The sequence below is a fragment of the Crocosphaera chwakensis CCY0110 genome (assembly GCF_000169335.1).
In the GTDB taxonomy this organism is placed as follows: domain Bacteria; phylum Cyanobacteriota; class Cyanobacteriia; order Cyanobacteriales; family Microcystaceae; genus Crocosphaera; species Crocosphaera chwakensis.
The window spans coordinates 1-18,965 of record NZ_AAXW01000079.1 but is presented as its reverse complement, the minus strand read 5'-3'; the positions used below and the strand labels follow the sequence as shown (position 1 = coordinate 18,965).

Genomic DNA, 18,965 nt, shown 5'->3' with positions numbered 1-18,965 from the left:
AGTTAAAGAAAAAGTAAAAAATCTATCTTTACCAGATGCTGTCAATTTACTAATTCTTCTTTATGGCAATCTTCAACAAGATACAAATCCTATTGAGCAAGTTCAAAGTTTATATGATGTTTTACTAGATTACTTGTCTTGTAATAAAAAATCCTTAGAATGGTCAAAAAAGCATTTACAACAGCACGGGTTGAATGCAAGTAAGATTCTTGATACATTAGACTCTCAAGAAAATATTCAATATTCTTAAAATATTAATTTTTTATAATTTTTTTACTAGAGGATATCTTAAGGATATTCCTTGAATTGTTATGAGAATTTAGATAGAATGATAGTGAGGAAATAAACTAATAAAGTAGTTAAATATACACTTGTATTTTAGTGATACTATTTAGCTTTCATCAATCTATCTATAGTTATACAAGTTAGTAAAGAAAAGGTAAAATCTTACCTCAAGTTATCTTAATCAAATATATAAAATCATTCCCGAACTCAACCTTAACAGATGAAATCATCCTTACTCACACCTAACGGTAACAATAACAAACCAAATCAATTACCATCGACCATTAGCCAAGCAGAAGGTAACATAGGGGCAGATAAAGCATTAGAACAAGAAACAGGGAGTCAATATCTGTCCTTGGGAAAACTAGCGCAAAAACTACAACAAACCCTAGAAAATCATCGGGGGGAACGTCATATTGTGGTGATTCAGGATTTTCCTGATCCTGATGCCCTTTCAAGTGCTTGGGCTTATCAATTAATGGCACAACCCTACGAAATAGAATGTGATATTGTTTACGCAGGTACTCTTTCTCACCAGGAAAACATCGCCCTAGTAAAATTGACGGGGTTACCGGCAACAAGATGGAGTACCAACAGCCTTAAAGATCGGGATTTATCGATCTACCAAGGATGTGTATTGGTGGATTCTCAGGGTAGTACCAGTCAATTAATGCCTTACGTAAAACAGGCTAAAATTCCCATTGTGGTCGTTATCGATCATCATAGTAAACAAGGGAATATTCAAGCAGAATTTACGGACTTAAGGCCGAAAATTCGGGCAACCGCAACTATTCTTACCCAATATATCCAGGCTGGCTTATTAGACTTTAACAGTAACAATAACATCCATGTTAAGTGTGCCACAGCCTTAATGCACGGTCTTCGTTCTGATACCAATGGCTTACGACAGGCACAAGAACAAGACTTATTGGCTGCAGCCTATTTATCCCGTGTATATGATCCTCAATTATTAAATGCGGTGCTACAGTCAGCGCGATCGCATCGTGTCATGGATGTCATTGAGCGATCGCTAAAAAATCGTCTGATCCAAAATAACTTTTCCATTGCCGGCGTAGGTTATTTACGGTATGAAGATCGAGATGCTATCCCCCAAGCGGCCGACTTTTTGGTAACAGAAGAAAATATACATACTGCTGTTGTTTATGGCATTATTCACGATGAAGACCATGACATCGAAGTGGTGATCGGTTCTTTGCGTACCCATAAACTCACCCTTGACCCCGACGAATTTCTTAAAGAAGCCTTAGGGAAAAATGCTTTAGGCCGTTACTATGGCGGTGGCCGAGAAATGGCTGGTGGGTTTGAGATTTCTATGGGATTTTTTGGCGGTAGTAACGATAATAGCGACTATACCAAACTGAAATGGGAATTAGTCGATACCCAAATCAAACAAAAACTCTCAAAGTTAGTTAACCCTAAAAACGAAGTCGTTCACGCTTAAAGCAGTTATCAAAGAAGTGTTCATTGATAATTGTCAATAGACAAGGAAGGGATCTCTATTAGCTGTGATTTACTTTAGAATATGTTAAACCTAAACATATAAAGAATTGAAGCATTACTTGAGTCCCTAATAAAACCCTTGTCATACCATGAATCCTAATAATAACCTTAATTCTGTTGAGAATACCCCCAATCAAACCGGCCAAACTCCCAATAACCAAGGTGATCAGCCTATTGATGCAGAAATCATCGCAGAAACCCAGACAAATCCCTCTCGAATAGATGAAGATGGAAATACCATCAACCTGACCTATTATCCCGTCCAAGAAGATCAAACCTCTCAACTCAATGATGATCCCCTAGTCCTATGGTTAAAACAAGGATTAATTTCTTTAAGTACCCCTTGGGGAATTGGATCATTATCTTTGATTGTGGTAGCGAATTTAATCATTGGTGGCGTGCAATTATGGAAAATGCAGCAAACCCCTCAAGAACCTGAGTCTGCTAATCTGTCCGTTGATACCTCTGCTTCTAATTTATCCATTCCCAAAAGTCTTAATATTGCCAGAACCTCCTCTGATCGGGTAATGTTAGACGCGCTGAGTACCGTCTCTACCCCTTCCCCTCAGTCTCCCCAAACCGTAGCTACAACCCCTCAAACTTCTCAAAGTCTGAAAGAAACAGTGGTCAATGTCAATCAGCCTCCAAGTTTGACTAATGCCATTTTACCCCCATCTTTACAGTCTCAAACCCCAAACCAATATCCCATAACCACAAGTCCTTTAAAAGTACCTCAAGTCCCAAAAACAGCGACCGTAAGCCCTTCTACCATTCCTGTTTCTGAAATTCCTCGTCCTGTCCCTTCCTCCCCCAAACCGACAACGGTTCCAACAATAGCCATTGAACCCCCACCTCCTCCTACCAGTGATGCAACTATGTCTGAAGACGAACAAGTGCGTCAAGCCATTAAGCAACAATTGAAAATAGAAGAAAATAATCAAACTAATATTCCTCTGGGGTTCAATCATAAAACCCGTGTAGAAATGCAAAACGGAATGAATGAACTTCCTGAAGAGTTATTACCGAAACAAGTGAAACATCTTGAACAACTTCAACAAAGAGAAGTATTAGATTCGGAAACCTCACAAGGCATTAATATTCAGTAATCAATAATTTGAGACCTTCCTAATAAAACCCTTGGTACACTGTTAATAGAGGATACAATTAAAAGAAGATTAGGAGAACAAGAATGGGATGGTTAGAAAGAATGAGTCGAGTGGTTAGGAGTCATCTGAATAGCTTAGTTCATGAAGCAGAAGACCCTGAAAAATTGTTAGACGAGGCCATCGCTCATATGGAACAGGAATTAATTGCTATGCGTCGGGCTTTAGCAGAAGCGATCGCTACTCATAAAAGTGCAGAACGTCAATTATCTCGTTATGAAAAAGCTGCTGAAACCTGGTACGAACGGGCAGAATTAGCCATATCAAAAGGCAATGAAGCTTTAGCCAGAGAAGCCTTGATGAAACGTCAATCTTATCAACAACAAGCTGATAGTATTCAAAGCCAACTAATCGAACAAAACGAAATTATTCAGAGATTGAAAAATGAATTAAGAAAAGTTGAGCATAAAGAAAGAGAAGCCAAAGCCAAAAAGAATCTTTATCTGGCCAGACTACGTTCGGCTATGGCTTCTCAAAAACTTAATGAAGTGTTAGGAAACTTTGATCCTTATAGTTCTGAGAATCTTTTTGAAAGAATTGATCAGCAAATTTTAGAACTAGAAACACAATCAGAAATAATGGGAAAAATTCCCGACCCTTTAGAAAGCAAATTTATGGAGTTAGAAAACAGTAAAAAGTTAGAAAAAGAAATAGCTCAATTGAAAGGGAAAAAGTCTCAAGCAGAAATCGACGAACTTCGGTCTAAACTCGATCAATTATAAAATGAATCAAAGCTCAATTTATGCTCAACCTCCTTTGGAATACATTGCCCCCAATTTTAACCCTTGGATCTGGCGTGGTGTCAAAACTTTATTACCTTTATGGTTACAATGGCAAACCACCATCGAAGAAATTGAAGGTAAGAATGTTGAACAATTAACCAATCTTTATCAACAATTTCAAGCAGGAAAAATTCGCTTTTTAATGGCTTTTCGTCATCCCAGCGTTAATGACCCGTATTGTATGGGATATTTAGTCTGGAAACTGTTGCCAACAATCGCAAAAGAAAAGAAAATTACTTTAAAAAATGCACCCCATTCTCACTTTATTTATGATCGAGGGATTCCCCTGTGGGCTGGATATAGGGTGGGTTGGTTATACTCTCAATTAGGAGGAACTTCGATACAAAGGGGTAAGTTAGATATTCCTGGGTTACGTTCAGCAAGAGAATTATTTGTGAATGGTCAATTTCCTATGGCAGCAGCCCCAGAAGGAGCCACTAATGGTCATAATGAAATTATTAGTCCCCTAGAACCAGGAATCTCTCAATTGGGGTTTTGGTGTGTAGAAGATTTGTACAAAGCAAAACGAGAAGAAACGGTTTTTATTGTTCCTATTGGGATTCAATATTTCTATCTGTCGCCTCCTTGGAAAACCATTGAACAATTATTAAGCCAGTTAGAAAAAGATGTCGGTATTTCTCCTAAAAATCATTCTTTAGACCCCTCAAAATTATATGAAAGATTATATGGGTTGGGGGAACATTGTTTAGGGATCATGGAAAATTTTTATCGACAATTTTATCATCAAACGTTACCCGATATATCAGAGCAAAATTTACAAGAAAGATTACAAAAATTATTGAATGTTGGCTTAGAAGTGGCAGAAAGTTACTTTAATCTAAAACCAAAAGGAAGCATGATTGATCGCTGTCGCCGTTTAGAACAAGCCGGATGGGAGTATATTTATCGGGATGATTTTAAGGATATTAATCAATTATCCTCAGTGGATAAGGGGTTAGGCGATCGCATTGCTGAAGAAGCCAGTTTAAGAATGTGGCATATGCGTTTAGTGGAGTCTTTTGTGGCAGTAACGGGGTATTATGTCAAAGATAAACCCTCAGCAGAACGGTTTGCAGATACAGTTCTTTTATTGTGGGATTTCGTGGCAAAAATCAAAGGAGAAAACCCCTTATCTCGTCCCCAACTCGGTTCTCAACAAGCACTTATAACCGTCGGTGATCCCTTATCAGTATCTGATCGGTTTAATGAGTATAAAAAGAATCGTCGTCAAGCTGTAACCAACTTAACCCAAAACTTACAAGATGCTTTGGACAAGTTGATTGTTCATTCTTAAGCACATTTTTTCTTTTTCTTGCTTAATTCCCGTTTAAATAAGATACCAAATCCTACTGCAACTCCTGCGCCTAAAATGGTCAAAGGTTCAGGTACAGATTGGACATCTACAGGTGTTTCATCATTTGAGTCTGGCTCAAACACCGTGACTGTATCAGGTTCAGTTTCAGTGTTAGGGTTGTTATAAACGTTAATATTAAAAACATTCAATACAATGTTATTGTGAGAGTCTCCTTCTTGATCGGATTCCAAAAAATCAAAATAATGATCTGGACTCGTAATAACTAAAGTTCCCGTATAGTGAGAATTTGAGTCTCCACTAAAAATATCTTCAATAGGGTTATTATCTGTGACTATTGTGACAGATTCGCCTGTTGTTACACTGCCATTTAACCATGTAAAAAAGTTACTTAAACCATCGATCAAATCTGATAAACTCGCAGTCCCATCAGTGCTTGTTGTGCCATATTTTAAGCTACTTCCTTGAGCAGGAGAATTTCCACAGGTAATTAAAGTTGTTCCTAAAACAACAACAGGTAATATTTTCCAACTAATCATTATATATACTAAAAACTCCTCTAAATTTCTTTATCACAATAATTTTAAGAAGTTTTATTATCTTTCTTTTATAACTTATGACATAAATTTATCTATGTCTTTTAGGGTAAATTTAAGAGAGCAGTTGTGGTACTTTTGGAATAAAAATTATTAATATGACATAAATTCATTTATCACTTTTGGAAGAGACTTAATAAAGTGATTGTGGTGATTTTGGAATATTTATATGACGTTTCTCAGACTCATGGGTACACCTAAAACCTGCCTCCTGCCTCAAAGCCCGCGCTTTTGCCCCTCATAAGTATGGGAACTGCGATCTATTAATTATTAACTTGATCCAATATAGCTTGAGCAATAACTGTACATCCATCTTTAGGTAGGCTTTTTCCTATTTTTGGAGGATTGGGAGCTTGTTTTAAAAAGTCCCAATTTCCTTGAAAAAAGCCTTCTGTTTCAATAATTTGATGTTCAGCATAATTTTCGATGCCTTCTAATAACAAAGCAGCTTCAGCAAAATCATCTCTAACTAAAGAAACGATGGGGATCTCTAAGCGCATAGCTTCAGCAAATGTACTAAATCCCGGTTTAGAAATAACCCGCTCGCATAAAGGCATAAAATCAACAGGACGATAAAAAGGCTCTGTGATTTTAATAATATTGTTTAATTGAGGTGCTTGACGATCAAAAGTAATAAATTGCCAATCAGAAAATTGTGCTAAATTATCATAAGGAATTTGTTGTAATCCGAGGCCACCAAAGGTTAATAAAATGGTTTTTTCTGGGGAAGCTGTTAAGTTAAACTGGTCTTTTAATTCATCCATCGTATAACGAGGGTTTCCCCCAGTTAAGCCTACATCAGTGATAGAATTAAAGGCCTTCATGGGTTCAGCCATCGGTAAACGAAATAAGCGATCGCATTGTTGATAACAATCTTTGATCCAGTTAACAATTCCTTGCCATTCTTCTCCCCAAGCTTCATAAATAAAATCCCAACCAAAATTGCTCATCATCCAACAGGGAACTCCCGCGAGTTGGGCAATCGGCGCTATTAAAGGGGGAATATCGGCTAAAATTAGATCGACTTGGTTGGTCTTAATAAAATTAATTTCTGCTGCCATCAAAGCTTGACGTTTTTCATAGATTTCCTGCATTTTATTGAGGGTTGCAGCTTTATCCATTTTAAAACTATCCGCTTGAATGACCCCCACATCAAAAGCCAATGGCCGATAAATAAAATCCCCTGAAATGTAGGATTCTAATAGCCATCTAGGGGCTGTTGTCACCATAATTAATAAACTATCAGGACGTAACTTTAAAATGGCATCGGCAATAGTAGAAATGCGTACTGCATGGCCAAAACCATGGCCTGTTGCAGCTAAATAAATAATCGGTCTATTTTTAGTAGTAACTTGTGTCATTATTGATTATAAGATTTTACACCGAACTCCGAACTCAATTTACCAATCCTTCTTAGGATTAACTTTAGGGCGAATTTTCACACGAACTAAAACGGCGGTAATATTATCATGACCGTTGTAGCTATTAGCAAAGTTAATTAATTTAGTCATTCCTTTATCCAAAGATTGACTCGAACTCAGGAATGGTAATAGAGAAGTTTCCCAGTGATCTTCTACTAAATCGTTGTCACACAAACCATCAGAACAGAGCAAAAATAAAGTATCTTCAACCAAGTCTATAAATCTAATATCGGGTTGTAGGTATTTATTCTCGTGGGGGCCCAAGGCTTGGGTCAGTTGATAAGCATCGGGTCTAGAGTATGCTAATTTTGGCTCAACCCCATTTTGAATAGCCCTCTGTCCGACTTCGTGATCAATAGTCAATTGTTCGAGTCCGTTTTTGCGACCAATGGAGTAAACCCGACTATCTCCCACATGGGCAACTGCCACTTTAGTCTGATCCACTAAAATCAAGACCAGAGTGGTTCCCATACGTCCACTACCGGAACTGGCGTTGCTTTGATTGATATCATAAAGATTTTTGTTGGCCAATAAAATTCCTTGTAAAATGGTTTCTTCAGTCGGAAAATCCTCTTGCCAATGTTGAGCGAAGAAGTTTTCTAAGGTTTCGACGGCCATGGCACTGGCTACTTCGCCGGCCGCATGGCCCCCCATCCCATCACAGACAATATAAAGTCCTCGACCATCTACGAAAATGTCTTGATTATTTTGTCGAATGGTCACCTGGGTTTTCATGCCAAAATAATCTTCATTGTGATGTCGTTGTCGTCCTCGGTCGGTGCATCCCAAGGCTATTAAATGGACTAATTCCATCGGTAAGACTGTAGTGGAATCACTGGGAATATCTGTAGCGGTTGGAGTTTCTTCTATCTGATCACTCAAAAGTTCGGCCTGAAATTCTGGTAATTCTTGCTCAACAAAGTCGCTAGAATTGGGGGAAGATGTATCAGAGGGAATTTCGTCATCTTCAGTTAATTGTTGTTCGGCTGCTAAATCTTGTAGTTGTAAGCGTAATTGGGCGACTTGGTTAAGCTTACCTTCAGCAACTTGTTGAATGAGCATAGCCAGTTTGCTGGTAGAGGGATAACCCCCTTTGCTCAACCAACTTTGCCATAATTGACCTAATTGTTGTAGGGAGGGGAGATCATTAGGGCGATCGGGATATAATTTGAGTAATCCAAAGCTTTGATCTTCATCGAGTCTCAGGTTATCTTCTACAAGCAGACTTTGAGCATAGTTGATCACAGTTAAACTTTTCCAGAGGGTGACAATTTGATTCAGCCAATAGATAATTTGGAGGGTCAGTAAGGAGTGATTGATCAGTAAATCTGGAATCCCTTGCCAATGGGTGCGATCGGGTAATAAGATAATTTCAATTTCGTTGTCTATCCAACCATCATAAACTTCAGGGATGATGGGAGTCAGGTCTTTGAGAGTTAAATAAGGAAAGGCAATGGCAGGAATACCCATTTGCTCCCATAGTAGGGTCGGATCATCTTTTTCGCTTTCTTTTAATAGGTCTGAGACTTGATTAACTAATGTGTGTAGGGTGGATTTTTCTAAGGGTTGACAGTCAAGGACTTGACCTTGATAAAAGGTATGGGTAGAAGTGTGGGCGATGACTTGAAATATCTCTTTTTCTTGGGAAGACCAAATTTTATATCGTTGTCCGAGATCGAGATAATGATTATCAAAGGTTAAATTCTCGTTTGTCTGATCAGTGTTGATGGGTTGGCTTAAAATCACCTGCCAGAGTTTACCAATGAATGCACCACATTCTGAGCAATTAGCTTCAGAAAAAGGGTTATTATGACCACATTGAGGACAGGATTGATGGGTCAATGAAGTTTGACATTGTTGACAAACTTGACTATTGTTAGGATTTTCTGAGTGACATTGGGGACAAACAAGCATAAATGATTACACCGATAGGAAATTGCTGAGACAGGATACTTAATCAGATTTTTTATAGGCACAGAAGACAAAATTTCTCCCTTGGAGGGAAGAGATTTCTTGAGAGAAGACTAAAATTAAATACTAGACTGTTTTATTCAGTCCCAAAATTGCCGTAAACCCCCTCATGTTGTTACCATTTCTCTTCTTTTATCATCCCTCTGTTACTGCTTCGAGTCAATTAAACTCAACAATTCTCTTATTTTCCGATGTCTGCTAGTTATGATAGAAGAAATAGTATGCAGAGGCTTGGGATGGTTTCCCCCGACACAAGCGATCGCCTTTTGATTTATGGTGGTTTAACTTCTGAACAGGTTCAGTTAAGTCGTCATCATTATGGTAGCAATAGTTTAACCCCTCCTCAACAAATTTCTTGGTGGTCTCTTTATTTAGATAAGTTTAGTGATCCTGTTATTCGTGTTTTAATTATTGCTGCTATCATCGCTCTAGCTATTGGCATGATTCAAGGAGAATATGCGGAAGCGTTTGGCATTTTGATGGCTATTTTTTTAGCGACGACTCTTGCTTTTATTAATGAATATCGGGCAAATAAAGCATTTGATTTACTGAATAATTTTTCTGATCAAACCCTGGTTAAAGTCATTCGCGATCATAAATTTACCCAAATTTCTCGTCAAGATTTAGTGGTAGGTGATCTCGTTTATATTGAACAAGGGGATGAAGTTCCGGCGGATGGGGAATTGTTAGAAGCGGTTAGTTTGTTGGTAGATCAAGCTAAAATGACGGGAGAATCTAAAACGGTTAAAAAGTCACCTAAATCTACTGGTTTATCTGATAATTCTGAACAAAAAACCTATCCTTATTTTCAAGTTTATCGTAGCACCATTGTAACTCAGGGTCATGGGGTTTTTCAGGTCACGGCTGTGGGCGATCGCAGTGAAATTGGACAAGTGGCTCAAGCAGTAATTTCTCTTGAAAATAATCAAGTAACGCCTTTAAATTTTCAATTAGAAAAATTAAGTAATTTAATCGGTATTATTGGTTTATTGATGGCAGGACTCACTTTTTCGGGTCTGTTATTTCAAGGATTGATTTTTAATAAATTATCTTTGACTTCTCTACAAATTTATATTTTAGGTTTACTCCTTATCAGTAGTTTTATTATTTTAATTCCTGTTTGGTTGCCTATTGTCAAAGAAGGATTGAAAGCTTTTGATATATTTTTCGATTTCTTTCAAGTTGTTGTAAATTATTTTATTGATTCATGGTTATTGAGTTTAAGTAGTGGTTTACTATTCTTTATAGCTGGTTTTTCTTTTCTTTATTTACAGGGATGGCTTGATAATTTTAACGATATACTATTGTCTCCATCTGTGGCAATTAGTATCTTAAATTATTTTATGGTTGCTGTTACAATTATCGTGGTTGCTGTCCCTGAAGGACTAGCCATGAGTGTCACTTTATCCCTTGCCTATAGTATGGGAAAAATGGCAGCAATGAATAATTTAGTTAGACGAATGCACGCTTGTGAAACGATTGGGGCTGCTACTGTTATTTGTTCTGATAAAACAGGAACATTAACCCAAAATAAAATGCAAGTCGAAATTGCTAATTTTCCTTGCTTAAATTGTTTACAAGATACACAAAGACAAGTTTATAAAAATCTAATTTATGAAGCCATTTCTGTTAATAGCACCGCCAACTTAGAACGGATATCTAAAGATAATTCTTGTCCTATTGGAAATGTTACAGAAGGAGCTTTATTATTATGGTTAGACCGCCAAACGGTTGATTATCTTACCTATCGTCATCATTTTCAGCTTATCACTCAATTACCTTTTTCTCCTGAGCAAAAGTATATGATGACAGCCGGTAAATCTAGTGTGATTACAGGTAATATCATCTATTTGAAAGGTGCGCCTGAGATAGTTTTATCTCATTGTTCTCAACAATTAACTTCAAAAGGAATTAAACTTTTAGATAATAAAAATGAATGGTTGCAAACGGTTTACACCTATCAAGAAAAAGCAATGAGAGTGTTAGGAGTAGCCTATAATTATTTAGATAGTCAGGTACAAGAAAAAGATATTAATATTCTTGATAATAAATTAATTTGGTTAGGCTGTTTTGCTATTACCGATCCATTGCGTCCCGATGTTACAGAAGCGGTTCAACGTTGTTTAAATTCAGGAATTAAGATAAAAATTGTAACAGGAGATAGTCAAAAAACAGCAGAAGAAATTGCAAAAAAAATCAATTTGTACCCTTCAGAAAGTTATCAGAATATAACCCATTTTCATTTAACTGGTCAACAGTTTAAGCAGCTTAAAAACGAGGAAGCAAAAGAAGTCATTAAAACCTTAAAAGTATTATCAAGAGCCACACCATTAGATAAGCTAAGGTTAGTCAAACTATTACAAGAAAATGGAGAAGTTGTGGCAGTTACAGGGGACGGAACCAATGATGCTGCTGCTTTAAAACAGGCCCAGGTAGGTTTATCGATGGGGAGTGGAACAGCGATCGCAAAAGAAGCCAGTGATATTATTTTATTAGATGATTCTTTTAATAGTATTGTTACAGCGGTCATGTGGGGACGCTCATTATATGAAAATATTCAACGATTTTTGCTCTTTCAATTAACTGTTAATATTGTAGCTTTAGGAATTGCTTTTTTTGGTCTATTTATTGGTGTTTCTTTACCGTTAACTGTTACACAAATGCTCTGGATCAATTTAATTATGGATACCTTTGCAGCGTTAGCTTTAGCCACGGAACCGCCCCACGAAACCGTAATGAATAAACCCCCTCGCCATCCTCAAGATTTTATTATTTCTTCTAAAATGTTGAAAATTATTATGGGAACAGGACTTATTTTTTTACTGTTTTTAATGGGATTTTTAGCGTATTTAGAGAGAGATGGAGAGGTCAACCCTTATGAACTTTCGGTCTTCTTTGCTGTTTTTGTTTTCTTACAGTTTTGGAATTTATTTAATACTCGTTGTTTTGGTTTAAAGCAATGGTTTTGGAAAGGTTTAGGAGAAAATAAAGCTTTTTTAGCAATTGCGATTATAATCTTTTTAGGACAAATTTTTATTGTTCAATGGGGAGGAAAAATCTTTAGAACCGTTCCTCTTACTTTGAAAGATTGGTTATGGATTATTTTGGGAACATCTTTAGTATTATGGATAGGAGAATTATGGCGTTTTTTCCTAAGAACAAGAACAGACAACACTGCTTAGAATAAATAGAAAATCATTACTTTTTTCTGGTTCCCTGTTCTTGATTATCCCTTGCCCCAAAAATGTCCTATGAGTTTGGGTTAGCATCACCACTATAGGGTTGTGAACCGATAGAAGGAGGAACATTATCATGAGGAGGACTAAACGCTTCAGCGATCGCTTCTGCTAATTTACCAAAAAATCCAGGTTTTTGCTTTAATTCCTCTAAGGCTTCGTCAACATTTTCCGATGAAAATTCAAACCCTTTTTCTTTCGCTAATGAGGTTAATTCATCTTGGTTTTTGATGGTTTGTAATTTCTCTTTGAGGTCTTCATTTTTAGCAGCCTCACCTAAAAATTCGATAACTTTCTCTTTAGCCATGATTATTCCTTAAATAGTTAACCAATGAGTAAAAACTCATAATAACCTTGAGTTTTCATTCTCATTATATAATATAATCCTTATCTGGTTTGGTAATAATCGACAAGAAAGGCAAGTATAATAAAAAAAGCACCTTCTGCTTGAAAAAGTGCTTTTTGTGTTATTTAACTTAATAACTTCAGCTTGTTTTAGAAGCTATTTTTATAACTAATTAGTTACGGGGACGAGCTTGGTTAACTTTCATAGAACGTCCCATCCATTCTGCACCATCTAAGGTCTCAATGGCTTTACTTTCTTCTTCTTCTGTATTCATTTCTACAAAAGCAAAACCTCTAGGACGACCTGTTTCACGGTCTGTAGGGATATGAACGCGCTTAACAGAACCATAATCAGAAAATACTGTGTTAAGGTCTGCATCTGTTACCTCATAAGCGAGGTTTCCTACATAAATTGACATAAAATTTGTCTCTACTTTGAATGAACTTGTGGAGATTGAGATTTCGGAGAGAATGCTGTCGATACTTAACAGGAATACCAGTCAATTATATTAACTTACTCTTTGAACCGATTTACAATGCTCGTCTATAATAATATCATACAAAATCCTCACTACATAATTTTTTAACCCTTAGAGACTATTCTTTGACTGGGAAGAAGACGACTCATAATTGTTTTAACTGGACTTTTAGTAGGAACTAACTGATTATACGGTTTAAAGAGTTAACAAACGTTTTTCGACATAAGACTCAGCCTCATTTAGGATCTCTTCTAATAGCTTCTTGTTCTAATGTTCAACCATAATGTTCTTGAAAGCGTTTAGCTGCTTGACTAAAGGAATCTTCCGAACCCAAAACTATTAAAGCTCGTTTAATAGCCATTGAGCGGTGCAGTCATACACGGGGAGCGTTGTTACCTCTGTTTACTTTTAGTCAGGGTTCTTATGGCTGTCTAACTTCAATGATAATTAATTTGCCAATGCTCTAGTTGCGTTGCCGAAGGTACTCGCTCCGCGAGAGCGCCGTTTAGTGTGACCCACGACATTTAACCCCATCCTCCTAAAATCGATAATTTTTGAGCAGTGACCCACTTCCATAACCAAGATCGATGATTTTACCTTTTTGTTTATTATTATTTTGGAAAGTCTTTAAAATAACAGAAACTGCTTTTTCAGCTAAATCACTAAAACCTTGATCGTGAATATAAGTTAAATCTTCTGTGTACATTAATGATTTCTTATTTCATTATGATAATAATCTTTAAAGGGGTTTTGTCTTTAATAATTTTTTTGTAAAATTTGTATTTTTAAGACGACCTTGATTTGAGCTACTATTTTTCTTCTTTTACAAAAATTAATAAGATAATTTCACAAAGTTAGGCAAATATAAATTTAATCTAAAAAAAATATACCGTTAAACATAACACAGTTCAAAAGTACAAAAATAAGAGATAATGGTAGGTAGGTCTCAATTTTGTGTACCTTATAAATATGGATAATTGATGAAAAGTAAAGACGCTAACAATGAAGCGATTTTAAGGAAATTTAATGATTAATTATCCATTATCTAGAGGTAACGAGATATAATGCACGATCCAGTACAATAACAACTTAGATAAATTTTCAGATGCGAACCCATTATTGTAACCACGTAAGCGCAATAGATATTGATAAAACTGTCACCCTATTTGGATGGGTTGATCGCCGTCGAGATCACGGTGGGGTTATTTTTATTGATTTACGCGATCGCACAGGAATCGTGCAAATTGTTAGTGATCCTCAGCGTACTCCTACATCCTATCCTATTGCTGAGACGTTACGCAACGAATATGTGGTCAAAATCATTGGACAAGTTAGCAAGCGTCCCCCAGAGTCTTTAAACCCAAAAATCCCCACTGGAGAAGTAGAAATTTATGCAGAGTCCATTGAGTTATTAAATGGGGTTAATAAACAACTGCCTTTTGTGGTTTCTAGTTTAGAAGCTGAGTCAGTTAAAGAAGAAACTCGTCTTAAATATCGCTATTTAGATTTAAGACGCGATCGCATGGCCAAAAATTTACAATTGCGTCATGCTGTGGTTAAAGCCATTCGTCGTTATCTTGAAGATGAACAGGGGTTTATGGAAATAGAAACCCCTATCTTGACTCGTTCAACTCCAGAAGGAGCAAGAGATTATTTAGTACCTTCTAGAGTTAACCCTGGACAATGGTATGCACTGCCTCAGTCGCCTCAATTATTTAAGCAATTATTGATGGTTTCAGGGTGCGATCGTTACTACCAAATTGCTAGATGTTTTCGAGATGAGGACTTACGAGCCGATAGACAGCCTGAATTTACTCAACTGGATATGGAAATGAGTTTCATGTCCGAAGATGAAATACTAGAACTTAATGAAGGATTAGTTTGCTCAATTTTTAAAACAGTCAAGAATATTGATTTATCTCGTCCTTTTCCCCGTTTAACCTATCAAGATGCAATGGATAAGTACGGAACAGATCGTCCCGATACTCGCTTTGATTTAACTTTAGTTGACGTTTCCGATATTGTAAAAGATAGCGGGTTTAAAGTGTTCTCAGGAGCAGTAAAAAATGGGGGTAAAGTTAAAGTTTTACCCATTCCCGGAGGCAATGATGTTATTTCTAACGTACAGATTAAACCTGGAGGTGATTTATTTAAAGAAGCTACCGATGCAGGGGCAAAAGGCATCGCTTATATTCGGGTCAAAGAAAATAATAAACTAGATACAATTGGAGCAATTAAAGATAATTTAACAGAAGAACAAAAAGCCGAATTACTAGCACGAACTGGGGCAAAACCTGGCTATTTGTTGTTATTTGGAGCAGGGGATACGGATACAGTCAATAAGTCTTTATCTCGTTTAAGATTAGTGATTGGTCAACGCATGAATTTAATTGATCCTGATAAGATTAACTTACTTTGGATCACAGAATTTCCGATGTTTGAATGGAATGCAGATGAGAAGCGTTTAGAAGCCTTACACCATCCATTTACTGCTCCTAATTTAGCAGATTTAAACGATTTAGCTACCGCAAGGGCGCAAGCTTATGACTTGGTTTATAATGGGGTAGAAATTGGAGGTGGAAGTCTCAGAATTTATCAAAAAGAAATCCAAGAAAAAGTTTTTGAAACCATTGGATTATCGTTAGAAGAAGCCTATAATAAATTTGGCTTTTTGTTAGAAGCATTTGAGTATGGAACGCCACCACATGGGGGTATTGCTTACGGTTTAGATCGTCTGGTTATGTTATTAGCAGGAGAAGACTCTATCCGTGATGTTATCGCCTTTCCTAAGACTCAACAAGCCAGTTGTTTACTTACAGAAGCCCCGGCTTCGGTTGATAGTAAACAGTTGAAAGAGTTACAGGTAAAATCAACCTACAAACCGAAAGTAAAGGAAGAATAAAATTATTAATTAATGTAAGGTAGGCAATGCTTACCTTACTGCTTCTATATCATTATTAAATGTAATATCGGTAATTATATTGGAAAGTAATATTTAAGAATGAAGCCTTGAATCAACTCATTTTAAATCTTTGGAAAACTTTATGACTTCTGGTACTAATAATAATAAGTTAGAGTTTATTGAAAAAGAATTACAAGAAAGAGAAAAGAATAATAATTTAAGACAATTAAATAGTATTGAGCCACAAGATGCTGTTACTATTGTTAAAAATGGTAAAACTTTAATTAATTTCAGTTCTAATGATTATTTAGGACTTTCAAAACATCCCCAGATTATTGCAGCGTCTCATGATTATCTTAACCGATATGGAACTGGGTCAACTGCATCCCGTTTAGTCGCTGGAACCTATGATATTCATGAAAAATTAGAAGAAAAAATAGCAAAGCTCTGCGGTAAAGAAGCAGCTTTATTATGTAATACAGGTTTTCAGGCTAATACGACTATTATCCCTACTTTAGTTGATAATAAATCTTTAGTTCTATGCGATCGCTTAGTTCATAATAGTATTTTGCAAGGTATTCTCTTAAGTAAAGCCCGATGGAAACGCTATAAACACAACGATTTAAGCCATTTGGAGATATTACTTAAAAAATCTGTTTCACAGGGTTACAATCGTATTTTAATTGTCACTGAAACGGTTTTTAGTATGGAAGGTGATCGAAGTGATGTCGATGCTTTGATTCAACTTTCTCAACAATACAATACACTTCTTTACCTCGATGATGCTCATGCGTTAGGTATCATGGGAAAGGAAGGCATGGGACTGACAGCATATAAGTCAGGAATTGATATTAGTTTAGGAACTTTTGGCAAAGCAATGGGAAGTTTTGGAGCATTTATTACCACGTCTAAAGTGATGCGTAATTATCTTATTAATTGTTGTCCAGGTTTCATTTACACTACCGCTTTACCTCCTGCTGTTATTGGTTCTATTAATGCTGGTTTTGATATTATTCCCAATCTAGATAAAGAAAGAGAATATTTATTGCAACAGGTAGATTATTTACAAAATAAGCTTAGAAAATTAGGTTATCAAGTTATTTGTTCAAGTTCTCCTATTATCCCTGTAATTATTGGCAATAAAAAAAAAGCTTTACAATTATCAAGATTTCTAGAAAATAATGGTATCTTAGCCACTACAATTAGACCACCAACAGTTCCGAAAAATACGGACAGAATTCGTTTAGTTTTATCCAGTCAACATCAACCTGAACACATAGATTATCTGATTAATTTAATGAAACAGTATTATGAATTTTAAAGGAGAAATTATTGCTTATCATGGTTGGGCTTTTGATGGAAACTGCTGGAAAAAATGGCAAGAAATTTTATCAAGCAGTTTTTTATTTAAGACTTACGATAGGGGATATTTTGGTAAAAGTTATAAACCCACTTTTGAGAAAACTGAGAACATAAAGATTATTTTTGCTCATTCATTTGGTTTACATTTATGTCCTTTAGAAACCCTAAAAAAAGCTAATTTACTAATTTTGTTTAACAGTTTTGCTCAGTTTCATCCTGAAGGAGGAAAACAAAGAAAACGATCAAAAAATGTTTTAGAGTTAATGATAAACGAGTTCAATAATCATCCTAAAACTGTTTTAGAATCCTTTTACAAAAAATGTTATTATCCTTTTCCTTCGGTTAATCTAAATTATGAGAATGTAGACTGGGAAAAATTAGAGAAAGATTTACAGTTATTAAATACATCTATTATAGATATAAATATTCTTAAAAAAATACCTAAAATTTATGTCATTCAAAGTTCAAAAGATCGTATTTTTAATCCATCCTATGCTAAACAATTTTTTAATCAACTACATCAGAATGGTGAATATTTTAGCATAGAAGAAGTTGGCCACACCTTACCCTTTACAGATATTAAATCTTGCTTACCTATTATTCAACAAGCATTAGGAGAAATAGAGAATTATGAGACTAATTCAATTAGCTAAATATGAGCAAAAAGAAAAAATAGCACAAAACTTTAGTAAAGGAGTTGCTAACTATTTATTTCACTCACAAGTTCAAAAACAATGTGCAGACAAGCTATTACAAATAGCACAAAATTATAGTGATTCTATTCCTAAAGGGTCAATTTTAGAAATTGGTTGCGGAACAGGTTTTGTCACTCGGGGACTAATCGAACAGTTTCCTAATAACTTCAAAGATATTATTGATATCTCCGATGAAATGCTCAAATATTGTGCTAAAAATTTACAAATTCCTGAACAACAAAAAGAGCTAATTCAGTTCAGAACAATGGACGGAGAACAAATAAAAGAAGATGAAAATACTTATGCTGCTATTATTAGTAGCTTTACTATACAGTGGTTTCAAGATATTATTAATAGTTTAAATCGTTTAATCAATACCTTACAACCTCAAGGAGTTTTATTAGTTTCTTTTCCCAATAATCAGAGTTTTCCTGAGTGGAAAAGAATGTGTGATGACTTAAGTTTACCTTTTACCAGAAATCAATTACCGAATACCGAAGAATTAATTCAAAAATTATCAATTCCACCTCATAAAATTTATATCTATGAAGAACAAGTTACCATGACATATAAAAATGCAGCAGATTTTTTTAAAAGTCTTAAAATTATTGGTGCAGGATGTAATTTAAAGCAAGAAAAACTATCAATTCCACAGATGAAGAAATTAATCAATTATTGGAATCACGAATGTTACCTTAGAATATAGAAGTAACTTATGACGTAACTTTTTTAGGAATTCAGTTAATATGATATACTAATAAATACGACTAGATAACCTTTAATTATTACTGTTGATTATGCCTTGGTTTGTCAAAATTGAAACAGGAATTGTTAATAAAAAAGTTTTTGATCAATATGTCCCTGATCATAAAAAATATGTCCAAGAATTAATTAA

At 35.6% G+C, this 18,965-nt stretch carries 16 protein-coding genes; 10 read left to right on the top strand and 6 right to left on the bottom strand.

What is annotated here, in order from left to right:
- From CY0110_RS24985 to CY0110_RS24965, 5 genes are all read left to right on the top strand, one after another.
- Positions 1-250, top strand: a 250-nt coding sequence (locus tag CY0110_RS24985) for a hypothetical protein (protein WP_008278409.1), incomplete at its 5' end; no start/stop codon positions are given.
- 255 nt (positions 251-505) lie between these two features.
- Entirely contained in the window at positions 506-1,747 is a 1,242-nt protein-coding gene (locus tag CY0110_RS24980) for a DHH family phosphoesterase (protein ID WP_008278408.1), read from the top strand.
- 148 nt (positions 1,748-1,895) lie between these two features.
- Positions 1,896-2,912 (top strand): hypothetical protein, encoded by a 1,017-nt coding sequence (locus CY0110_RS24975; protein ID WP_008278407.1) that lies wholly within the window; start codon positions 1,896-1,898, stop codon positions 2,910-2,912.
- An 83-nt stretch (positions 2,913-2,995) separates the two neighbouring features.
- Positions 2,996-3,691: a PspA/IM30 family protein gene (locus CY0110_RS24970; RefSeq protein WP_008278406.1), complete on the top strand. Its 696-nt coding sequence runs from the start codon at positions 2,996-2,998 to the stop codon at positions 3,689-3,691.
- 1 nt (position 3,692) lies between these two features.
- Positions 3,693-5,045, top strand: a complete 1,353-nt coding sequence (locus tag CY0110_RS24965; RefSeq protein WP_008278405.1) for a glycerol acyltransferase — start codon at positions 3,693-3,695, stop codon at positions 5,043-5,045.
- Here the strand turns inward: CY0110_RS24965 and CY0110_RS29500 are convergent.
- The 3 genes from CY0110_RS29500 to CY0110_RS24950 all read right to left on the bottom strand — a co-directional run bounded on the left by CY0110_RS29500 (position 5,042) and on the right by CY0110_RS24950 (position 8,994).
- Positions 5,042-5,602 (bottom strand): PEP-CTERM sorting domain-containing protein, encoded by a 561-nt coding sequence (locus CY0110_RS29500; protein ID WP_008278404.1) that lies wholly within the window; start codon positions 5,600-5,602, stop codon positions 5,042-5,044. The genes CY0110_RS24965 and CY0110_RS29500 overlap by 4 nt on opposite strands.
- Before the next feature lie 320 nt (positions 5,603-5,922).
- Positions 5,923-7,020 carry a hypothetical protein gene (locus CY0110_RS24955; protein WP_008278403.1) on the bottom strand — a complete coding sequence of 366 codons (1,098 nt, stop codon included), beginning with the start codon at positions 7,018-7,020 and terminating at the stop codon, positions 5,923-5,925.
- A 39-nt stretch (positions 7,021-7,059) separates the two neighbouring features.
- Positions 7,060-8,994: a serine/threonine phosphatase gene (locus CY0110_RS24950; protein ID WP_008278402.1), complete on the bottom strand. Its 1,935-nt coding sequence runs from the start codon at positions 8,992-8,994 to the stop codon at positions 7,060-7,062.
- Positions 8,995-9,242: 248 nt separating this feature from the next.
- Between CY0110_RS24950 and CY0110_RS24945 the strand changes: the two genes are divergently transcribed.
- Positions 9,243-12,233, top strand: coding sequence for a calcium-translocating P-type ATPase, PMCA-type (locus CY0110_RS24945; protein ID WP_232285811.1), 2,991 nt, complete (start codon positions 9,243-9,245; stop codon positions 12,231-12,233).
- A gap of 67 nt (positions 12,234-12,300) precedes the next feature.
- Here CY0110_RS24945 and CY0110_RS24940 read toward each other — a convergent pair whose 3' ends face one another.
- From CY0110_RS24940 to CY0110_RS30175, 3 genes are all read right to left on the bottom strand, one after another.
- Positions 12,301-12,594 carry a Nif11-like leader peptide family natural product precursor gene (locus tag CY0110_RS24940; protein ID WP_008278400.1) on the bottom strand — a complete coding sequence of 98 codons (294 nt, stop codon included), beginning with the start codon at positions 12,592-12,594 and terminating at the stop codon, positions 12,301-12,303.
- Positions 12,595-12,805: 211 nt separating this feature from the next.
- On the bottom strand, positions 12,806-13,051 hold the full coding sequence (locus CY0110_RS24935; RefSeq protein WP_008278399.1) for an RNA recognition motif domain-containing protein: 246 nt from the start codon (positions 13,049-13,051) through the stop codon (positions 12,806-12,808).
- 598 nt (positions 13,052-13,649) lie between these two features.
- Positions 13,650-13,817 (bottom strand): hypothetical protein, encoded by a 168-nt coding sequence (locus tag CY0110_RS30175; RefSeq protein WP_008278397.1) that lies wholly within the window; start codon positions 13,815-13,817, stop codon positions 13,650-13,652.
- Positions 13,818-14,216: 399 nt separating this feature from the next.
- Here CY0110_RS30175 and aspS point away from each other — a divergent pair, with 399 nt between their 5' ends.
- The 4 genes from aspS (at position 14,217) to CY0110_RS24915 (ending at position 18,776) form a co-directional block, all read left to right on the top strand.
- Positions 14,217-16,013 (top strand): aspartate--tRNA ligase, encoded by a 1,797-nt coding sequence (aspS, locus tag CY0110_RS24930; RefSeq protein ID WP_008278396.1) that lies wholly within the window; start codon positions 14,217-14,219, stop codon positions 16,011-16,013.
- A 142-nt stretch (positions 16,014-16,155) separates the two neighbouring features.
- The gene (locus tag CY0110_RS24925) at positions 16,156-17,334 is read left to right on the top strand and encodes an aminotransferase class I/II-fold pyridoxal phosphate-dependent enzyme (RefSeq protein ID WP_008278395.1); all 1,179 of its coding nucleotides are present in this window, start codon (positions 16,156-16,158) and stop codon (positions 17,332-17,334) included.
- Positions 17,324-18,028 carry an alpha/beta fold hydrolase gene (locus tag CY0110_RS24920; protein ID WP_008278394.1) on the top strand — a complete coding sequence of 235 codons (705 nt, stop codon included), beginning with the start codon at positions 17,324-17,326 and terminating at the stop codon, positions 18,026-18,028. The genes CY0110_RS24925 and CY0110_RS24920 overlap by 11 nt, the downstream gene beginning before the upstream one ends.
- Entirely contained in the window at positions 18,006-18,776 is a 771-nt protein-coding gene (locus tag CY0110_RS24915; RefSeq protein WP_008278393.1) for a methyltransferase domain-containing protein, read from the top strand. The genes CY0110_RS24920 and CY0110_RS24915 overlap by 23 nt, the downstream gene beginning before the upstream one ends.
- Positions 18,777-18,965: the final 189 nt, after the last annotated feature.